Genomic DNA, 18,225 nt, shown 5'->3' with positions numbered 1-18,225 from the left:
GTGTCCACGGGAGAGGAGGACGCGATGGCTCTCATGGTCAGCAACGAGGCCGCGAACCTCTTCCTCGTGCTCGCGGGCGAGCGGTTCCCGATGGCGAACGAAGACCAGCTGCGCGCCCTCTCACAGGGCTGGCAGATGGCGGCCCGCGAACTCGCCGACCTCGACTCCGACCTGCGCCGCGACCTCGCCCGGGCGCAGCGCGGCTTCTCGGGCATGAGCCGCGACGCGTACGACGAGCTCGTCGCCTCCATCACCGACGGCGACGCGCTGCACGAGGTCGCCGAGTCGATGGTCTCGAGTGCGCAGTTCCTCCAGAAGCTCGCCCTCGATGTCGAGTACACGAAGTACACGCTCATCGGCGCGCTCATCGCGCTCATCGCCGAGATCGCGTGGGCGATCGCGATGGCCGTGCCGTCGTTCGGCTCGTCGATGGCGTGGCTCGCCGCCCGCAAGGCGATGTACTCCATCCTCTTCCGCACGCTGCTGCGCAAGCTGCTGAAGGAGATCCTCAAGGGCGCCGCGTTCAACGTGCTGAGTGAGGTCGCGATCGACGCGGCGGCTCAGCTGGCGCAGATGGCGCAGGGCAACCGCGACAGCTGGGACGGCTCCAAGACCAGCGGCGCGGCGGCGGGCGGAGCGCTGGCCGGCATGTTCGGCGGCGCGGTCATCCTCGGCGGAGCCGCGATCGGCAAGGGCCTGGGCAAGGGCGTCGGCGACGGCGTCGGGTCGGGCATCGGCAAGGGCGTCGGCGACGGCGTCGGCGACGGGGTCGGATCCGGTGCGGGCAAGGGCATCGGCGACGGGATCGGGTCGGGCGCGGGCAAGGGCATCGGGGACGGCGTCGGCGACGGCGTCGGGTCGGGGGCCGGCGAGGGCGCGGGCAAGGGAGCCGGTGACGATGTGCCGACCGGCGGCGGCTCCGGCACCGGCAAGGGCGCCGGGGATGACGTCGGCAATGGCGTCGACGCTCCCGGCGGGTCGGGCAAGGGCGGCGACGGCGACCTGCCGCCGACGACCGGATCGGGCGACGCGCCGAAGCCCCACGGCTGGAAGCACACGGCGCAGGAGATCGCGACCGACTTCGCGGGCGAGGCCTTCGTCGAGGTCATGACCGAGGGCACGTACAGCGCCATCCAGGGCGAGGGCTTCCAGGTCGGCGTCGGCGGCATCCTGTCGGCGGCCTCGTCGAGCCTCGGAACCGGACTCGGCACCGCGGCCGGCGGCGCGATCGGCAACCGGATCACCGGGCCCGGCGCCGGCGGGCACGGCGGCGGCGAGCGCTCGGGCGGGGATGGCGGCAGCCGCTCGGCGCAGGACTCGACACTCTCGAGCAGCGACACCGGCGGCACGAGCACCGGCACGGGGACGGGCGTCGGCACAGGGACGGGCGTCGGCACCGGCGGGATCGGCAACGGCACCGGCGGGACCGGCAACGGCGCGGGCGTCGGCACGGGGACCGGCGGCGGCGCGGGCGGGGGCGGAGGAAACCGCGGCATCGACAGCGGGTCGAACACCGGCGGCGGACCGCTGGATGGAAGCTCGACCGCCCCCGATCCGCTCGGCCAGCGCCCCGCGGGCAGCACGCCGCAGGGTCAGGAGAGCGCGAGCGCGGCGGGCGGGTCCACGAGCACGAACGGGGTGACGAATTCGGGCGGCTCCACGAGCACCGGCGGGTCGACGAACGCGGGCGGCTCCACGGACACCGGCGGGTCGACGAACACGGGCGACTCCACGAACACCAGCGGCTCCACGAACACCGGCGGGTCGACGAACACGAACGGATCGAACACCGGCGGCTCCACGAACACCGGCGGCTCCACGAACGCGGAAGGCTCGACGGGCGCCGACGGCGCCACGAACGGATCGAACACCGGCGACTCGACGAGCACCGACACGACGACCAATCCGGTCAGCACCCCGAACCCGGGCTCCTCGACCGACACCGGCTCCTCGACGGGCCCCGACACCTCGACCAGCGCCGACGCCTCGACCACCACGGACACCTCGACCGACGTCGACACGAGCACCTCGACGGACACCGACGCCAGCTCGGACCCGGATTCGACGTCGACCGCCGACACGACTCAGGACCCGGTGACGACGCCGAACCCCGATCCGTCGGTCAGCTCCGACCCCGGCGCGACCCCGGTCGACGCGACGACCGCGGGCGACACCTCGAACACCGACACGACGAACACCGATACGACGAACACCGACGCGACGAACACCGCCACGACGACCGATCCGGCGACCTCGTCGGATCCCGACACGTCGTCGAACGCCGACACCGCTCCGAACGCGGACACGTCGTCCGACCCCGGCACGACAACCGACACCGACTCGAGCGCGAACACCGACACGACCACGAGCGCCGTTCCTGATCGCTCGCCGTCCGACGCGCAGCCGACGTCGCCGACTCCCCCGGCATCCGATCAGTCCGCATCGAACGCCTCCCCGACGCCCAGCCCGACGCCGACGCCGACGCCGAACCCCAATCCCGCCCCGGCCGGAGACACCTCCGCCCAGCCCGGCCCCGACCACGCCGACGGACGCGACCCGGCGCAGCGCGACGCGACGCCGACCGCTCCGGCCGACACGCACGCGGACACCACGCACGACACCGACACCCCCGCGACGCCCGACACCGACAGCGACACGGATGACGTCGCCAGCATCGCGGACGACGACGTCTTCAGCGATGCCGGCAGCGACGCGACGAGCATCACGACGATCGACGCGGATGACACGGTGTCGTCCGACACGACCGACACGTCCGACGACGCGAGCGGCCACGCGAGCACGGACACCGCGGGCACCACCACGAGCGGCCCCACGGACAAGTCGGGGAGCCGGACGACGACCACGGCGTCGCCCGACTCGACCCCGGCCCCGGCCTCGACCCCGGCCCCGACCCCGATCGCGACGTCGACGAGCGCGACCTCGCCCGCTCCTCGCAGCGACACCTCGGCATCCACCGCGACGTCGCAGCCCACGACGCCGGGCGCGCCCAAGGATGTCGCGGCGAAGAGCGGCACGCCCACCCCGCGCCCGAACGCGACGACGACCTCGCCGAACGTCGCGACCGAGTCAACGACGAAGGCGCCCGCGCCCGGGCGGGCGAAGCCCCCGGCAGCCGCGACGGCGACCGCCGACACCGGGAGCAAGAGCGACACCGGGAACAAGGCCGACACCTCGAGCAAGCCCGACCCCGGGAGCAAGAGCGCCACCCCGAACAAGCCCGACCCCGCGAATAAGCCCGACACCGCGCCGCCGGCTCCCCCGCTGCCCAAGTCCACGCAGCCCGCGCAGTCCACGCCCGAGACGACTCCGACACCCACTCCGGCATCCACGGCGCCGACGCCCCCGCCGCGTCCGGCGCCGCGGCGGCCGGCACGAGTGCGCGACGCCGAGGGCGCCCCGCCCCGCCGCCGCCGGCCGAACCCGCCGACGGGCCGTCCCGATCCCGCGATCCGGCCCGATCGCGAACGACGCTGGCGTCACGCGTCCGACCCCACCTCGACCTGGTCCGATCCGACGACGAATCCGGTCAGGGAGTCGGAGTGGCGGCCGCGTCTCGCCTCGGCGACCCCGCACCGCGTCGACCTGCGGGTCGCCGACGTGCGCGCCGACGGCCGCAACGGACGCGTCGGGCGCTTCGAGGGCATCATCGGCTACGACCGCGCCCGCGTCGTCATGCCCGACGGCCGGGCCGTGCAGGTTTACACGGTGCGCGTGAACCTCCGGCCCGGCGACGGCGTCACCCCCGCCGACGTCGCCGCGGCGCAGCAGCGCGCCCGCTCGAGCGTCGACGCCCTCGTCAACCGCGGCTACCGCCTGCCGCGGGGCGACCAGCTGCACGTCGACGTGCAGTTCACCGACACGAACCCGCACATCACGGTGGATGCCGTCGCGCCCGTCAACGAGGTCGGCGACACGGGCGTCGGGCCCGGCGGCCGGCCCGTCACCTCCACCGACCAGCGACACTGGCGCACCGACGAGAGCGGCCGGGTGCTGACGCACGAGCTGCTGCACTCGCTGGGCCTCGCCGACGAGTCGATCGACCGGCGACGCGTGCTGCAGCGCGACCCCGGCAACACGGCCGTGCACCACGACGACGGCATCATGAGCGACGGCGTGCACCGCGAGAGCGCCGCGCTCTACCCTCGCAACATCTGGGCGATCGAGCGTCTCGCCGACGGCCAGCACCAGCTGCCCGACGGCCACTACTCGGCGACCGCGCTGCTGCAGGGCCAGCCGCTTCCGCTCTCGGCCGTCGACCGCCCCGCCGAGCTGCACATGCAGGTCGCCGACCATCTCGGCGTCACACCCCAGGCGGTGCGGGATGCGCTGGGACTCAGCGATCGGTCGACGGCCGCGGAGACGGCGGCGGCCTGGCGCGGGGTGCTCGACGCGGGCTCGATCACGGTCGGCGAGCGCACCGCCGCCGTGAGCACCGGCGGCGTGCGGGTGACGGTGCCGACGCCGGAGACAGCCGCCGACCCCGCCGCGGCCGACGCCGACGCCACGACCGAGACCAAGGCCGCGGATGACTTCAGCCGCACGCAGGACGTCGAGACGTCGACGAAGACCTCGATCAGCAACACCACGAAGGTCGACGGCCAGTTGACGGTCAGCGTCGGGCCGACGCCCGGCTTCCCGGCGGTGACGTTCGGCATGGGCGTCTCGACGGGCGCGGATCTCGGCGTGAAGACGACGCTGCGCGACACGTCGGCACCGAAGGCGGCGTCGACGGCCTCGCACGCGAACGTGACCCTGAATCTCACGACCGACGGCCGCACGACCCGCGTCGACGTCGACACGCAGCTGTCGCTGCCCGACGTCGAGCACGCCGGCGCGGCCGGCCCTCTCCAGCGCGGTCGACCCTCGACAGGGCGTCCGACCTTCGCCAGCGTCGATCTGAAGGGCATCCGCCCCAACCGCGTCACGACCCTGAGCGATGGCGGGGTGAAGCCGCGTTCGCAGCGGGACGTCGACGCGCTCACGAGCGTGCTCACCGCATCCGGCGACACGAAGGCGAAGGGCGACACGTCCACGTTCTCGGTCGACGACGCGCATCGCCCGCAGACCTCGTTCGTCGGCATCGCCAAGGGATCCGGCAAGACCTCACGCGGAACGGCCTTCTCGTCGGGCTGGTCGAAGGGAAGCGAGCTCAGCGTCACGGCCGGGGCCCGTGGCCGGCTGTTCAGCTTCCTGCGCGTCGGCGGAGGGCTGACGGCGACGACCGGCGGCGGCATCGGCGGCTCGAGCGAGCTGAAGCACTCCTCGGCGCGCAGCGACGACGACAAGGTCGCGATCTACTCGCTCACCCGCACCGTGCAGGTGAAGACCGGCCTGTTCTCGTCGCGCCCGGTGGAGGTGCGCACGACCTTCTCGGTGCCGATCGCCGACGCCGCCGCGCGCGGACTCTGGCTTCCCGACGCCGTGCGCCCCGGGCCGATGGACATGACGCCGCGGCTGCCGGGAGGCGACTCCGCCTTCGACCCGTCGCGGGACTCGTTCGTCTCGGTTCCGACCGACCTGTCGAATCAGATCGTCGACGGGCTCGGGCTGTCGGATGCCGGCAAGGCGGCCGTCGCGAACAAGTTCGACGGCGAGACGGGCAAGGCCTCGCTGCACGATGCCGCGACCGGCGGCACGACCGCCGTCTGGCACGAGGACGGCCGCACGCACCGCGTGACCGTGACGGCGGAGGTCGACCTCGGCGAGTCGTTCGACACGAGCGACGACCGCACGTCGAAGCACGAGGAGTCGCTCGCGAGCAAGCGCGACGCCAGCATGGATTCGAAGGCCGGGCAGGGCGGCACGGTCGGCACGCTGGCGATCGCGTCGATCGCGCCGACCGACGGGGGCTCGACGACCGCCTCGTCGCCGACCAACATCGGCGCCGGAATCGCCCAGCTCTCGGCGGGACACCAGCGCTCGGCGAAGAACTCCGCGTCGCACAGTGCGAAAGACACGCGCTCGGCCTCCGGCACGGGGCGCGCGGGCTACCACCCGACGAGCACGCGCCTGACGGTCACCCACGAGTCGACGATGGATGCGAACTTCCTCCAGCGCGGACTCGCCGGCGGACGACTGCTCGGCAGCGGCGACGCGGCCGGCCGGCACCGCGACCACACCCCCGCCGGCCGCAACCCGGTCGACATCCGCGGGGTGGCGGTGCGACGCCCGCAGCTCGACGGCGCCGCCGCGGACGGATCCGGTGCGCACACCCGCGTCGGGACGACGCGGAACAACGCCTTCGTGCCGATCGACACGGCCGATCTGGGGACCTTCGCGAAGGTCGAGCGCGTCGACGGCCACCAGGCTCATGCCGCCCTGCTCGAGTCGGCGCTGTCGAAGCGCGCCGACCTCACCCTCGGCGGCGGGCGCGCGCACCGCTCGCCGATCGGCAGCGGCAACTTCTCGAGCTGGGGCTCACGGCCCTTCGACGGCAGGGCGGGCAGCCCCATCCTCACCCGCTCGCCGTTCACGAAGCCCGGCGAGGTCACCGCGTCGACCGTGACCGCGCTCGGCTCGGATGCGGGACTGCGCACGATCGCCAACGCGGGCCTCGGCGACCGCTCGGTCGGCACCGGCGACATGAAGCTGCTCGGCAAGCTGGGCAACCTGCACGGCTCGGTGGATGTGCGCCAGAAGCTCGGCAACCCCTCGTTCGTCACGACCCGACAGGACAGGACGCTGCTGCGCGGCTCGTCGGACGAGCGCGCCGTCGGCACGTCGAAGGAATGGAGCGTCAACGTCGGCGCCGACGGCCTGCTGCGCGGCACCGCTCCCGGCGGAAAGGACAACCTGCTGCTGCAGATCGGCGCGAAGCTCGGCTACACCTACGGCCGCTCGCGCGACGCCGAGCAGTCGACGGGCACGACGACCGAGCGCAGCAAGACCGGCGAGACGGCGGTGCTGCGCTTCGACGCCGAGCGCACCTACACGCCGTCGCTCGAGCTGCGCCGGTTCTGGCAGAAGAAGGGCTTCGACAACCCGCCGTTCACGCGCTTCGAGCCCGGCTCGGTCGACGTCGAGCTGCCCGTGCGCGAGGCGGCGGCGCTGCTGCAGCGGCACGGCATCCCGCTGCCGCAGGAGCTCGCCGCGCACGCGCCGACGCCCGACCCGGCCGCGGCGACGAACGACCCGGCCGTCGTGCCGGATCCCGCCGCGGTGGCCGATCCTCCGGGACTGGAGGGCGGCATCGAGCTCGACGAGCGCGCCCCGCGGCCGAACCCGGCGGCCGATCCGCTCGCCGCCTTCCGCGACGACTCCGACGCGGTCGTCGGCGAGAGCACCGTCTCGAAGACGCAGCTCGATCGGATGGACCGCACCTGGCGCCCCGCCGGTCTGGATGCGGACACGCGCAAGCAGATCCTCGCCGAGGTGCGGCGGGTGCTCACCGAGACCTCGGGCTCCGGATTCGTGCGCGACGCGATCGTGAAGCCCAACCGCATCACCGTCCCGCTGCCGGCCGGCCCGTTCACGCAGCGCACGGCCACGATCGAGGTCACCGTCGACCACCGCGTCGACCCCGCCGATCCCGCGACGACGAAGGATGTCAGCGGCGAGAAGCTCTCGACCGAGCGCTCGGGCGGGGCGTCGGGCAAGCGCAACCGCTTCCACCAGTTCAGCATGGGCATGGACGGCCGCGCCGGGTACTTCGCCCGTGCCGACGAGGTGAACAACAAACCGGGCGCCGAGGCCGCGGCCGCGCACGATTGGACGCTCGTCAACCGCCGCCGCGACAAGTCCGACTCGGCTCCGGTGTCGCCGAAGATCGCCGTCACCGCCGAGCACGAGTCGCTCGTGCAGCACCACGTGCCGGTCGGCTTCACGGTCGACGTGCAGCTGCACGAGCACGTCGGCGGTGCGCTCGACTCGCTGGTGCCGCGGCGCTTCACGCCCGGCACCCACACGACGCTCCCGCAGATCTCCCTCAACGGCTCGCTCGACATGCTCGAGCCCCAGCACGCGCCCGACCGTCTCGAACGGCCGGCCGCCCCGCCGCGCGACGCACACCAGCACCAGCTCCCGGCGGTCGGCGCCTGGCGCCCGATGCGGTGGGATCACACGAGCGTCGCCCAGGTGCAGACGATGGTGAACCGCCAGCTGGGCGCCGACGGCGCCGCCCGCCCCGGTGACGTCTACGACGAGGCGCTGAGCACGTCGATCTCGAACGGGATGCTGTTCAACGCGATCCCGCGCATCGCCGCCGGCGAGACCTTCGGCATCGACGAGCTGATCGCCCGCCGCGGCGCCTTCCGCGATCTGCGTTCCGATCTGGCGATCTCGGGCGGCATCGTGCAGCCCTCCATCCGCCCCGGCTCGACCGCCCCGTCGACGACGCTGTCGCACAGCATCGACCTCGGAACCGGCGCCGGCGACGGGCGCAAGCGCGCCGACGACTCGGCCATGGGGCTGCCGTTCGGCCTCTCGGGCATGACCGACGCGGGCCTCGTCTTCGGCGGGTTCACGCCGTCGTACAAGATGTCGTCGAGCCAGACCGACGAGAACGGCGTCGACGTCAAGACCTCGGAGAAGATCACCCACACGGGGCGCTCGTTCATCGTCGACGCGCACCTGCGGCTGCGGATCAGCGCCGGCACGTCGACGATCGTCAGCAGCGGCGGCCCCCGGCAGCCGGGCGAGGTGGATGTGCCGGTCGTGCTGCAGGTGTGGGAGCAGCAGCTGAGCGCCCTCGGGCTCGAGGTTCCGGCCGATCCGGCGGCGGACACCGCGCGCGACGCGGCGAGGGATGCCGACGACGCGCGCGAGCGCCGCGAGCGGGCCGAGGCCGCAGCGCGCGAGACCGAAGCGCGCAACGCCCGCGAGGCCGCGGCGCAGCGGGCGCGGACTGCCGAACGTCAGGCGGAGCGGGATCGCCTCGCGCGGGAGCAGGCGGAACGCGACGCGCGAGATCAGGAGGAGCGCAACCGCCGGATCCGCGAGCGGGAGGAGCGTCAGCGGGCCGAACGCGAGCAGGCCGAGCGCGAGCGCCGGGCACGCGAGGCGCGCGAACGTGAGGAACGCGAAGCCCGCGAGCGCCGCGAACGCAACGAGGCCGCCGAGCGCCGGGCGAAGGAGAAGGCGGATCGCCGGGCCGCGGAGGAGCGCGAGCGGGAGCGAGCCGAGCAGGAGCGCGTCGCGCGCGAACGCGAGGCGCAGCGGGAGCGCGAGCGGATCGCGCGCAACGAGGCCGCCGAGCGCAAGGCGAGAGAGGATGCGGATCGTCTGGCCGCCGAGGAGCGCGCTGACGAAGCCGAGCGTCAGACGGAGCGCGAACGGGAGCAGACCGCCCGCGACGAGGCCGCCGCCCAGGCCGAGCGCGACCGGCAGCTGAGGGAACGCGAGGAGGCCGCCGCTCAGGCGGAACGCGACCGGCGGCAGGCGGAGCGCGAGCGGGCCGCTGAGCTGGCGGCCCGCGACGAGGCCGAGCAGCGGGCTCGGCAGGCGGAGCGCGAGCGCGCGGCCGAGCAGCGGCGTGCCGCACGCGAGGCCGATCCGACGCCGATCGACGACGGCTACGAGCCCGACGACGAATCCGGCGGCAGCGATCTCGACGACGACCTCGGCAGCGAGTCGGGTGATGACCGCGAGCTCGAGGGCGACCGCGGGCTCGGCCGCGGCACGCGCGACGACGCCTCCTCCGGCGACGAGCAGCCGACTTCGACGCCGACGCCGACGCCGACGCCGACGCCGACGCCGATCGTGCCGGTCACGCCGGTCGATGGCGCCGCATCCGACGCGGACGACCTGACCTCTGACGAGTACGTGACCGCTTCGGACGAGTACGTGACCGCCGATGAGTACGTGACCGCCTCGGAGGGCGAGGAGTACGTGACGGCCGACGACGACGAATCGGAACCGGAGTCGCGCCCCGCCCCGCCGCGACCGCGGGCCGACGTGCCGGCGCCGCAGCCGATCGCGGCGCCGCCCGCGCCGCGCCCGGAGGTCGCGACGCCGAGCACGACGACCACGCCGACGACCACAGCGACGACGCCGAGCACGATGCCGCACCCCGCCGCGTCGTCGCCGGTCGTCATCGCCGACGTTCCGTCTGCCGGGAACGCCTCGGGCGGCACGGCATCCACCGAGTCGCCCCGCGGTCCGGTCCCGTCGATGCCGCGACCGGACACCACCTGGATCCCGCGCGCGCCGATGTCGGGCTACGTGCCCGAGGAGGAGGACGAGCACGAGGACGACGGCGTGCTGCTGCCCGACGGCTCGTACACCGGCGACGGCACGACCTTCGACGCGCAGTCGTTCTTCGACGACGCGCTCAGCCACCAGAGCTGAGCGACCAGGGCTGAGCCGCCCGCGCTCGGCCGCAGGACGCCGGCATCCCGACCGCGGGATCCCGCGTGATCGCCACCGCCCGAGCGCGTCGCGCACTCCGGTGAACCGCCCGCGCCCCGCCGCGCGTGATCTCGGCAAGGGAAGGAGGTGCCGTGACCTCGATCACCGTGCAGCAGACGGGATTCGGCCTCGTCGTCGCCGAGGACGGCGACACCGATGCGGCCGCGCTCCTCGACGGACTTCCGCCGCTGCGCGCCGCGCGCTACCTGACCGCGACGCCGGCGCTGCGCCAGGCCCTCCGCGGCGCGGAGCCCGCGCTGGTCGACGCCGTGCGCCCCCACCTCCAGGGCACGGTCGTGGTTCCCGAAGACGGCTTGGCCGGCGCCGCTCAGGGCGACGCCGCAGGCAGCGCCCGGCTCGCGCAGGCCCTCGGCGTCTCGGTGATCGCGCCCGCCGGACGCTTCATCCGCGGCGACGGCACCCTGTTCTCGGTCGGCGGCGGCGACGGCTGGGTCACCCAGAGCCCTCGCGGCGGCCGCGTGCCGGCCGGTCGGCGCTACCCCGCGCCGGCCTGGCAGTCGCAGCTGCCGCACGACCTGACGGGGGCCGCGCACATCCCCGCCGGCCTCTGGATCACCTCGGGCACCGACCCCCGCCACGCCGTGCGGCTCGCCGGCATCGCCGTGCGCGAGCGCCAGCTGCTCGTCGTGGTCGGCAGCCCCGCCGAGACCCCGCCGACGCTCGACCGGCTGCTCGCGGTGCTGCGTCCGCTGCCCGACGGAGCGCGCTCGGCGATCGTGCTCGCCGGCTTCGGCAGCGCGAGCCTCCCGGTCGCGACCGTTCGCGAGCTCGCCGTGCGGCTCGGACAGCCGGTGCGCGTCGCGCACGGCGTCGAGCTCGACGGCGCCCCGGTGCGCATCGACGGCGACGCGGAGACGCTGCCGACGACGCTCGCGCTCGAGAGCGTCTGCGCCCCCGACGGCACCGTGACGCTCGAGCGCTGGGCACCTCCGCCGGGACTCGTGGCGGATGCGGCAGCCGTCTACCGGCTCGGCGAGACCCGCAAGGCCTGGGGTCGCCCGGGCGACGCCTGGGTCGTGGAGGTCGTGGCGGCCGGGCTCGTGGTGCGTCCCGCGACCGAGCCGCTCGCCGACGTCTCCGAGCTCGAGCCCCCGATCGGCTCGATCGGCATCTTCGTGCAGGGCGATGGAGCCTACCGACCCGAGGCGCTGCCGGCGCTGCTCGCGCCGTTCCGTGCCCGTCTCGAGCAGCGCGGCGCCGTGACGATCCACCCGCTCGACGCCGCCGGACGACGCCTCGTGCGCGACGCCTACCCCGGCCAGTGGGCGCCGACCGAGTCGCTCGCGATCACGGCCGACGGCCGGCTCGTGGCGGCGACGGCCGACGCGACCGGCGACACGGATCGCCCCCTCGAGGAGCTGCCGGATATCGCCGACGCGGAGGGCGCATCCGCCGCCGCGGAGGGCGCCGAGACGGCGGTCGAAGCGGATGAGGCGGTCGCCGAGGCCGACTCGCCTGCTGAGGTCGAGGTCGAGGTCGAGGTCGAGTTCGACGCCGAGGTCGGGGATGCCGCGCCCGCCGAGGCGGAGTCGTTCGCTCTCGCGACGGCGACGACGACCGCCGCCGAGACGACAGCCGTGGAACCGGACGCCCCCGTCTCGACCGCCGTCGACGAGTCCGCGGCGTACGCCGATCAGCAGGACGCGCCGACGGCGCCGCGAGCCCGACGCCGCGCCGATGTTCCGCGCGCTGCGGCGCCCACGACGGCCGTCGCGCCGAAGCCGTCGACGACCGTCGACGCGGTCGTCGGGGCCGAGCCGACCACGGCGACGACGGGCGACGTTCCGACCCTGCCGACCCTCTCGACCTCGGGCCGTCGCGCCCGCCGGATCGGCTTCGACGGCGTGCCGACCGGGCTCGGTCCGGATGCGGACGCCTCGGCCGCGACGGCAGCGCCGACCCCGTTCGCACCGACGTCGGCGACCGACGCCGATGAGGATCCGTGGTCGACGTCGGCGGCCGAGGGCGCTGTGACGACGGACCCGAGAACCCCGGCCGCGACGACGGCGCCGAGCATCGCATCCACGACGCCCGCCACGACCGCGACGCCGGCGAACCCGGCTCCGGCGACCGCGGCTCCGGCCCCCACATCCTCCGCTCCCGCTCCGTCGAGCGCGCTGCCGGCGACTCCCTCGACCCGTCGGGAAGCCGCGCCGCCCGCCTCGACGGCGCAGGAGTCCGCCGCCACGGGCACGGGCACAGGCACAGGCACGGCGGCGGCCGCTGCCGAGGCGACGTCGACCCCGCGCCGCACCGCCGACGACGCGCTCACGCGGGCGCTGCAGGGGTCCGCGGCGACGCGACTCCTCGGCGCCACCGCCCGTGACGACAGCACGGCGGATCGCTCCGCGAGCACCGCGACCGCACCGACCTCCGTCGCTCCGACCGGCGCGTCGCCGACCGCGCCGGCGACCCCGGCCGCGCCGCCAGTGCCGCTGAGCGATGCCTCAGTCACCGCGACCGCGGCGATCGCCGCAGCAGCAGCTCCGGCCTCGTCGCAGCCGACTCCCGCCGCCGCGGCCTCCGAGCAGCCGGCCGCCGACGCGGCGCCCGCGCCCGCGACGACATCCACGCCCGACCGACCGCGCGCGGCGGCGCCCATCGACGTGCCGGCCGGCGCGAGCTCGACGTCCGACCAGCGGCACCGGGTGCGCACGGCGCTCGGCTCGCGCTACGACGTCGCGAGCCGCACGGTCGCGCAGCTGCTCGCGCAGCAGCCGGGCATGCGCGTCGCGGCGGGCGACCGCTCCGCGATGCTCACCGGGCTGTCGCTCGTGCGGGTCTTCGCGAGCGAGCCGCACGGCGACTACGACCTCGACTTCCACACCTGCCTCGCCGAGGGGCTCGCGATGCTGCCGACGGCGCGATCCGTCGTGGTGCGCGGCATCCCCTCCGGCGTCGACGCGGCTCCCGGCTCGACGCTCCGACTGCGGTCGCCGCTCGTCGCCGCCGCCGCCGACGGCCCCGCGACGGGACCCGCCGAGGCCCTGATCTGGACGACCAGCGGACGCCGCCTCGACCGGGTGCTGCACGGCTCGCCGGGCGCCGCCGACGTCGTGCTGCCGGCCGGCGCGCGGCTGCGGGTGCTCGGCAGCGCCGAGGGATCCGCCCCGCGACTGCTGCTCGCCGAGGAGGGCGCGGATGCCGAGCTCGCGCTCACCCGACTGCAGGCGGCGGCCGAGACGCGCGGCGGCCTGCGCCCTCACCTCGATGACCGCTGGTTCGGCGAACTCCCCCCGGCAGCATGAGGAGCCACGCCATGACCCCCGAGCGCCCCGCCGACAGGACCACCCGGTCGCGGTTCGCCCCGCCCGAGCCGGCGTCCGCCGACGACGCGGCGGCGCCCGCGTCCGCGCCGACGCCGACCGGTCCGCCGGCGCTGCCCCCGACCGGGCGCCCCGGGGTGGTGCCGCTCGCGCAGCACCTGTCGCAGGCCGCGGTATCCGGCACCGCCCGCGCCGGCGACCAGCACTCCGAGGCACAGCACCCCGCCGCGCAGCTTCCCGACGCGCAGAGCCCCGACGCGCATCCCGACGCCCCGTCGACCGGCGCCGACGAGCGCGACCCGGCCACGTCATCCGCCTCCACTCCCCGCGCGGCCGTCGAGCAGGCCGGCCACCGTGTGCGGGCGCTGCTGCACGACGTCGCCCGGCGCCTGCCGCTGCGCCGCACGCCGCCCCCGCCGAAGGTCGCGCGCGTGTTCGACGGGCACCGCGACGGCGTGCCCTGCTTCGCCCCGGAACGGCCGGTCATCGTCGATCGTGAGGAACGCGAGACGCTGCTGACCCTGCTGCGCTCGGGATCGGTGCTCGTGCACGCGGCCCGTCCGCTGCGCGACGACCTCGGCGACGTCGACGTCGCCGTGCCCGCCGACCTGCGCTCCGACGGCACCTGGATCTGGAGCGACGCCGTCGCCTACTACCTCGAGCACCACTGGATCGCACCGGATGCCGAGCTCGTCTCCCACCTGCGGGCGGCCGGCCCGGCGTCGCCGCTCGACGCGGAGACGTGGCGTCGCCTCTCGGCCGCCATCCGCCCCGACGCCTGGGAGGGCACGACATGGCCACTCGACTGATCGCCCCGGAGCGCTCGGTGCTCACCGTCGCCGCCGACAATCCCGACTGCCACCAGAGCATCGCCTCGGCGCTGGCCACCGCGAACGACGGCGACGTGATCTCCATCCGCCCCGGCGTCTACCGCGAGTCGGTCACGATCGACCGCGCCGTGTCGCTGTCGGGTGTCGGCGACGCCGGCGAGGTGCGCATCGAGGGCGTCACGGGCCCGGCGCTGCGCAGCGCGGCGGTCGACGTGCGGGTGTCGGGCGTCACGATCGTCCGCGCCGACGGCGACGTGGCCGTCGATGTGGAGTCGGGGGCGCTGGCGCTCGACGACTGCACGATCGAGGCGTCGACCGAGGTGGCGCTGATCGTGCGCTCCGAGGCGCTGCTGACGACCCACGACACGACCGTCGCGAACGCCGCCGGCGCGGGCGTGCTCGTCTACGAGGGCGGCAAGGCCGAGATCTCGGGCGGACGACTGCACGACATCGCGACGACGGCGCTCGTCGTGCGCGGGCCGAGCTCGGCGCACCTCGCCGACCTCGCCATCGACACGGCGCAGGGCGGCCTGCTCGCCGCGGACGGCGCGCAGCTGACCCTCGCCCGCGGCACGATCGGAACGATCGCGAACGCCGCGATCACGGTCGAGGGCGGCGCGAGCCTCGACGCCGCGGGCACGACGCTCGCCGACGGCGAGGGCATCGGACTTCTCGTCACGACCGGAGGCTCGGTGACGCTCTCCGATGTGTCGATGCGGGGCCTCGGCGGCCAGGGCGTCGTCGGCATGGCGGATGCGAGCGTCGAGCTCGCGCGCGTCACGATCGAGAACGGCGCGACCCATGCGCTCCACCTCGTCGAGGGCGCCCGACTCACCGGGGAGGCGTGCGAGCTGCGGTCCGCGGGCCACGACGCGATCGTCGTGGCGGGCACGGCGTCGCTGACGCTCGCCGACTCGACGATCGAGCGGCCCAGCGGCACGGGTATCACGGCGTCGGACGAGGCGACGGTGACGCTCACCAGCGTGCGCATCGTCGATGCCGACGGCGAGGCCGCGGTCGCGCGCGACGCATCCCGGCTCGTCGTCGAGGGCGGTTCGGTGCGCGGCGGCCGGCTCGGTCTCGCCTGGGAGGGCGGGGCGTCGGGAGCGCTGCGGCGCACGCGCATCGTCGACGTCGACGGCGAGGCCGTGCGGGTCGACCCGGATGCCGACGTCGAGATCGACCGGCTGGCCGATGACGAGGGCGACGAGCCGGATGGCGCTCCCGCGAGGACCGGTTCGACGAACGCGACCGGCTCGACCGGCGAGACGGCGCGCGCCGACGAGACCGAAGGGGCGACCGGCGCGGGCGAGCTCGACCGGATGCTCGCCGAGCTCGACCAGCTGGTCGGCCTCGACAGCGTCAAGCGCCAGGTGGAGACGCTGGTGCGCATGCACCAGATGGCCGAACGGCGCTCCGAGGCCGGTCTGCCCTCGCCGCCCGTGTCGCGGCACCTCGTGTTCGCCGGGTCGCCCGGAACCGGCAAGACGACCGTCGCGCGGCTCTACGGCCGCATCCTCGCCGCCCTCGGCGTCGTGCGCACCGGCCAGCTGGTCGAGGTCGCCCGCCCCGACCTGGTGGCCGCCGTGATCGGCGGCACCGCGATCAAGACCGCCGAGATGTTCACCAAGGCGCTCGGCGGCGTGCTCTTCATCGACGAGGCCTACGCGCTCTCGAAGGACTCCGGCTCGAGCAACGACTTCGGGGGCGAGGCCATCGACACCCTCGTGAAGCTGATGGAGGACCACCGCGACGACGTCGTCGTGATCGTCGCCGGCTACACGAACGACATGCGCACCTTCATGGCGGCGAACCCGGGCCTGTCGTCGCGCTTCTCGCGCACGATCGAGTTCACCGACTACTCCTCGGCCGAGATGGTCACGATCGTCGAGGGCCTGTGCCGGGCGAACCACTACAGCCTTGAGTTCGAGACGCGCGCGGCGCTGCACGACTACTTCACGAAGCTGCCGCGCGACGAGACCTTCGGCAACGGCCGCACGGCCCGCAAGGTGTTCGAGGAGATGCTCGGCCGGCAGGCGTACCGGCTCGGCAACGCCGACTCGGTTGACGCCCTCACGCTGACGCGACTCGTGCCCGACGACCTCGGGCCGCTGCCGGGGTCGTCGATCGGCGCCGGCGTCGGCCGCGTCGACGAGGAGCGCGTCGACCAGCTGCTCGGCACCCTGCGCGAGCTCGTCGGCCTCGACGGCGTGAAGGAGGAGGTCGAGGGGATGGTCGATCTGCTCACCTCGGCACGACGTCGCCAGGCCGCCGGGCTGCCCGCGCCATCCCTCAGCCGGCACCTCATCTTCGCGGGCCCTCCCGGCACCGGAAAGACGACCGTCGCGCGGCTCTACGGGTCGCTGCTGACCGCGCTCGGCGTGCTCGCGCAGGGCCAGGTGACCGAGGTGTCGCGCGCCGATCTCGTGGGCGAGTACGTCGGGCACACGGCCCGCCGCACGACGGAGGCCTTCGACCGGGCGCGCGGCGGCGTGCTGTTCATCGACGAGGCGTACACGCTCGCCTCGGGCGGCGGAAACGGCGCCGACTTCGGCAAGGAGTCGGTCGATACGCTCGTGAAGCTCATGGAGGATCACCGCGACGAGGTCGTCGTGATCGCCGCCGGCTACGAGCGCGAGATGGACCAGTTCCTCGCCACGAACCCGGGCCTCGACTCCCGCTTCTCGCACCGCGTGCGCTTCGCGAACTACACGCCCGACGAGCTCGTCACGATCGTGAACCAGCACGCGACCGCATCCGGATACGAATGCACCGGCCCGACCGTCGCCGCGCTGCGCGGCCACTTCACGGCCGTCGACCGCACGGCGTCGTTCGGCAATGGCCGCTACGCGCGCCAGGTGATGGATGCGGCGATCGCCAACCACGCGCGCCGCACCCGCGGCATCGAGGATCCGTCCATGGACGACCTGGTGCTGCTGCTGCCCGAGGACGTGCCGACGCCCGAGTCGATCGGCGCGTGACGGCGATGAGCGCGGCCACGCGTCGACGGCGGCACCGGCGCCTGCTGCTCGCACCGCGGCAGCCGGTCGCGGCAGATCGCCGCAGGTCGCGGCAGGTCACCGCAGACACGAAGATGCCCGCCGGACGAGCCGACGGGCATCCCCAGCGCTGCGTGCGTCAGGCGGCGAGATCCACCGACTGAGCGCGGATGGTGCGCAGGGCGTGGAAGACGCGGCTCTTCACGGTTCCGACCGGCACGCCGAGGCGCTCGGCCGCGGCCGCCGTGGTCTGGTCGGAGAGGTACACCTCGGTGAGCGTGCTGCGGTGCACCGGTGAAACGTGCGCGAGCAGATCGGTGACGAGCACGCGGTCCTCGACCTCGCGGGCGGTGTCGTCGAGGGAGGCGGCGCTCTCCTCGTCGAACTCCGACCAGGCGATCTCGGTCGGACGGGCGCGGCGGGCCCGGTGCTGATCCATGGCGACGTTGTGGGCGACGCGAGTCAGCCAGCCGCGCACCGAACCGCGGTCTTCGGTGAGGCGGTCGAGGTGGCGCCAGGCGCGCAGCAGGGTCTCCTGCACGACGTCCTCCGCGGCGGCGACGTCGCCGCTCATGAGCCGTGTGGCATAGCGCACGAGGCCCGGACGGTGCTCGGCGACGAGGGCGTCGAACGCCCGCGTGCCGTGGGCGGTCGAGGGCGCGGTGGGTGCAGCGGTGATCGTCATGATCGAGTCCTTCCCGTCGGTCGACGTCTGCTTCGATCGTCTGACCGCGCGAAGGCGCT

The 18,225-nt window shown here is 74.6% G+C and carries 5 protein-coding genes; 4 read left to right on the top strand and 1 reads right to left on the bottom strand.

Annotated elements, in window-relative coordinates:
* Positions 1 to 24: 24 nt before the first annotated feature.
* From FJ657_RS04485 to FJ657_RS04470, 4 genes are all read left to right on the top strand, one after another.
* Positions 25 to 10,305 carry a WXG100-like domain-containing protein gene (locus FJ657_RS04485; protein WP_141162429.1) on the top strand — a complete coding sequence of 3,427 codons (10,281 nt, stop codon included), beginning with the start codon at positions 25 to 27 and terminating at the stop codon, positions 10,303 to 10,305.
* Positions 10,306 to 10,457: 152 nt separating this feature from the next.
* Positions 10,458 to 13,634: a hypothetical protein gene (locus FJ657_RS04480; protein ID WP_141162428.1), complete on the top strand. Its 3,177-nt coding sequence runs from the start codon at positions 10,458 to 10,460 to the stop codon at positions 13,632 to 13,634.
* Positions 13,635 to 13,645: 11 nt separating this feature from the next.
* Positions 13,646 to 14,461 carry a hypothetical protein gene (locus tag FJ657_RS04475; protein WP_141162427.1) on the top strand — a complete coding sequence of 272 codons (816 nt, stop codon included), beginning with the start codon at positions 13,646 to 13,648 and terminating at the stop codon, positions 14,459 to 14,461.
* Positions 14,446 to 17,463, top strand: a complete 3,018-nt coding sequence (locus FJ657_RS04470) for an AAA family ATPase (protein ID WP_141162426.1) — start codon at positions 14,446 to 14,448, stop codon at positions 17,461 to 17,463. Before FJ657_RS04475 ends, FJ657_RS04470 begins: the two co-directional genes overlap by 16 nt.
* A 157-nt stretch (positions 17,464 to 17,620) precedes the next feature.
* Here the strand turns inward: FJ657_RS04470 and FJ657_RS04465 are convergent, their stop codons facing one another.
* Positions 17,621 to 18,166 carry a sigma-70 family RNA polymerase sigma factor gene (locus FJ657_RS04465; RefSeq protein ID WP_141162425.1) on the bottom strand — a complete coding sequence of 182 codons (546 nt, stop codon included), beginning with the start codon at positions 18,164 to 18,166 and terminating at the stop codon, positions 17,621 to 17,623.
* Between the last annotated feature and the right edge of the window lie 59 nt (positions 18,167 to 18,225).

The organism is Schumannella soli, assembly GCF_006517435.1.
Classification (GTDB): Bacteria; Actinomycetota; Actinomycetes; order Actinomycetales; family Microbacteriaceae; genus Schumannella; species Schumannella soli.
Note: the sequence above shows the minus strand (reverse complement) of the source record. Positions and strands in the feature narration are given on the sequence as shown.

What these genes read in the sequence shown, in the direction of transcription:
- FJ657_RS04485 (WP_141162429.1), top strand. Translation starts at nt 25, where the DNA reads ATGGCTCTCATGGTCAGCAACGAGGCCGCGAACCTCTTCCTCGTGCTC.
- FJ657_RS04475 (WP_141162427.1), top strand. Translation starts at nt 13,646, where the DNA reads ATGACCCCCGAGCGCCCCGCCGACAGGACCACCCGGTCGCGGTTCGCC.
- FJ657_RS04470 (WP_141162426.1), top strand. Translation starts at nt 14,446, where the DNA reads ATGGCCACTCGACTGATCGCCCCGGAGCGCTCGGTGCTCACCGTCGCC.
- FJ657_RS04465 (WP_141162425.1), bottom strand. Translation starts at nt 18,166, where the DNA reads ATGACGATCACCGCTGCACCCACCGCGCCCTCGACCGCCCACGGCACG.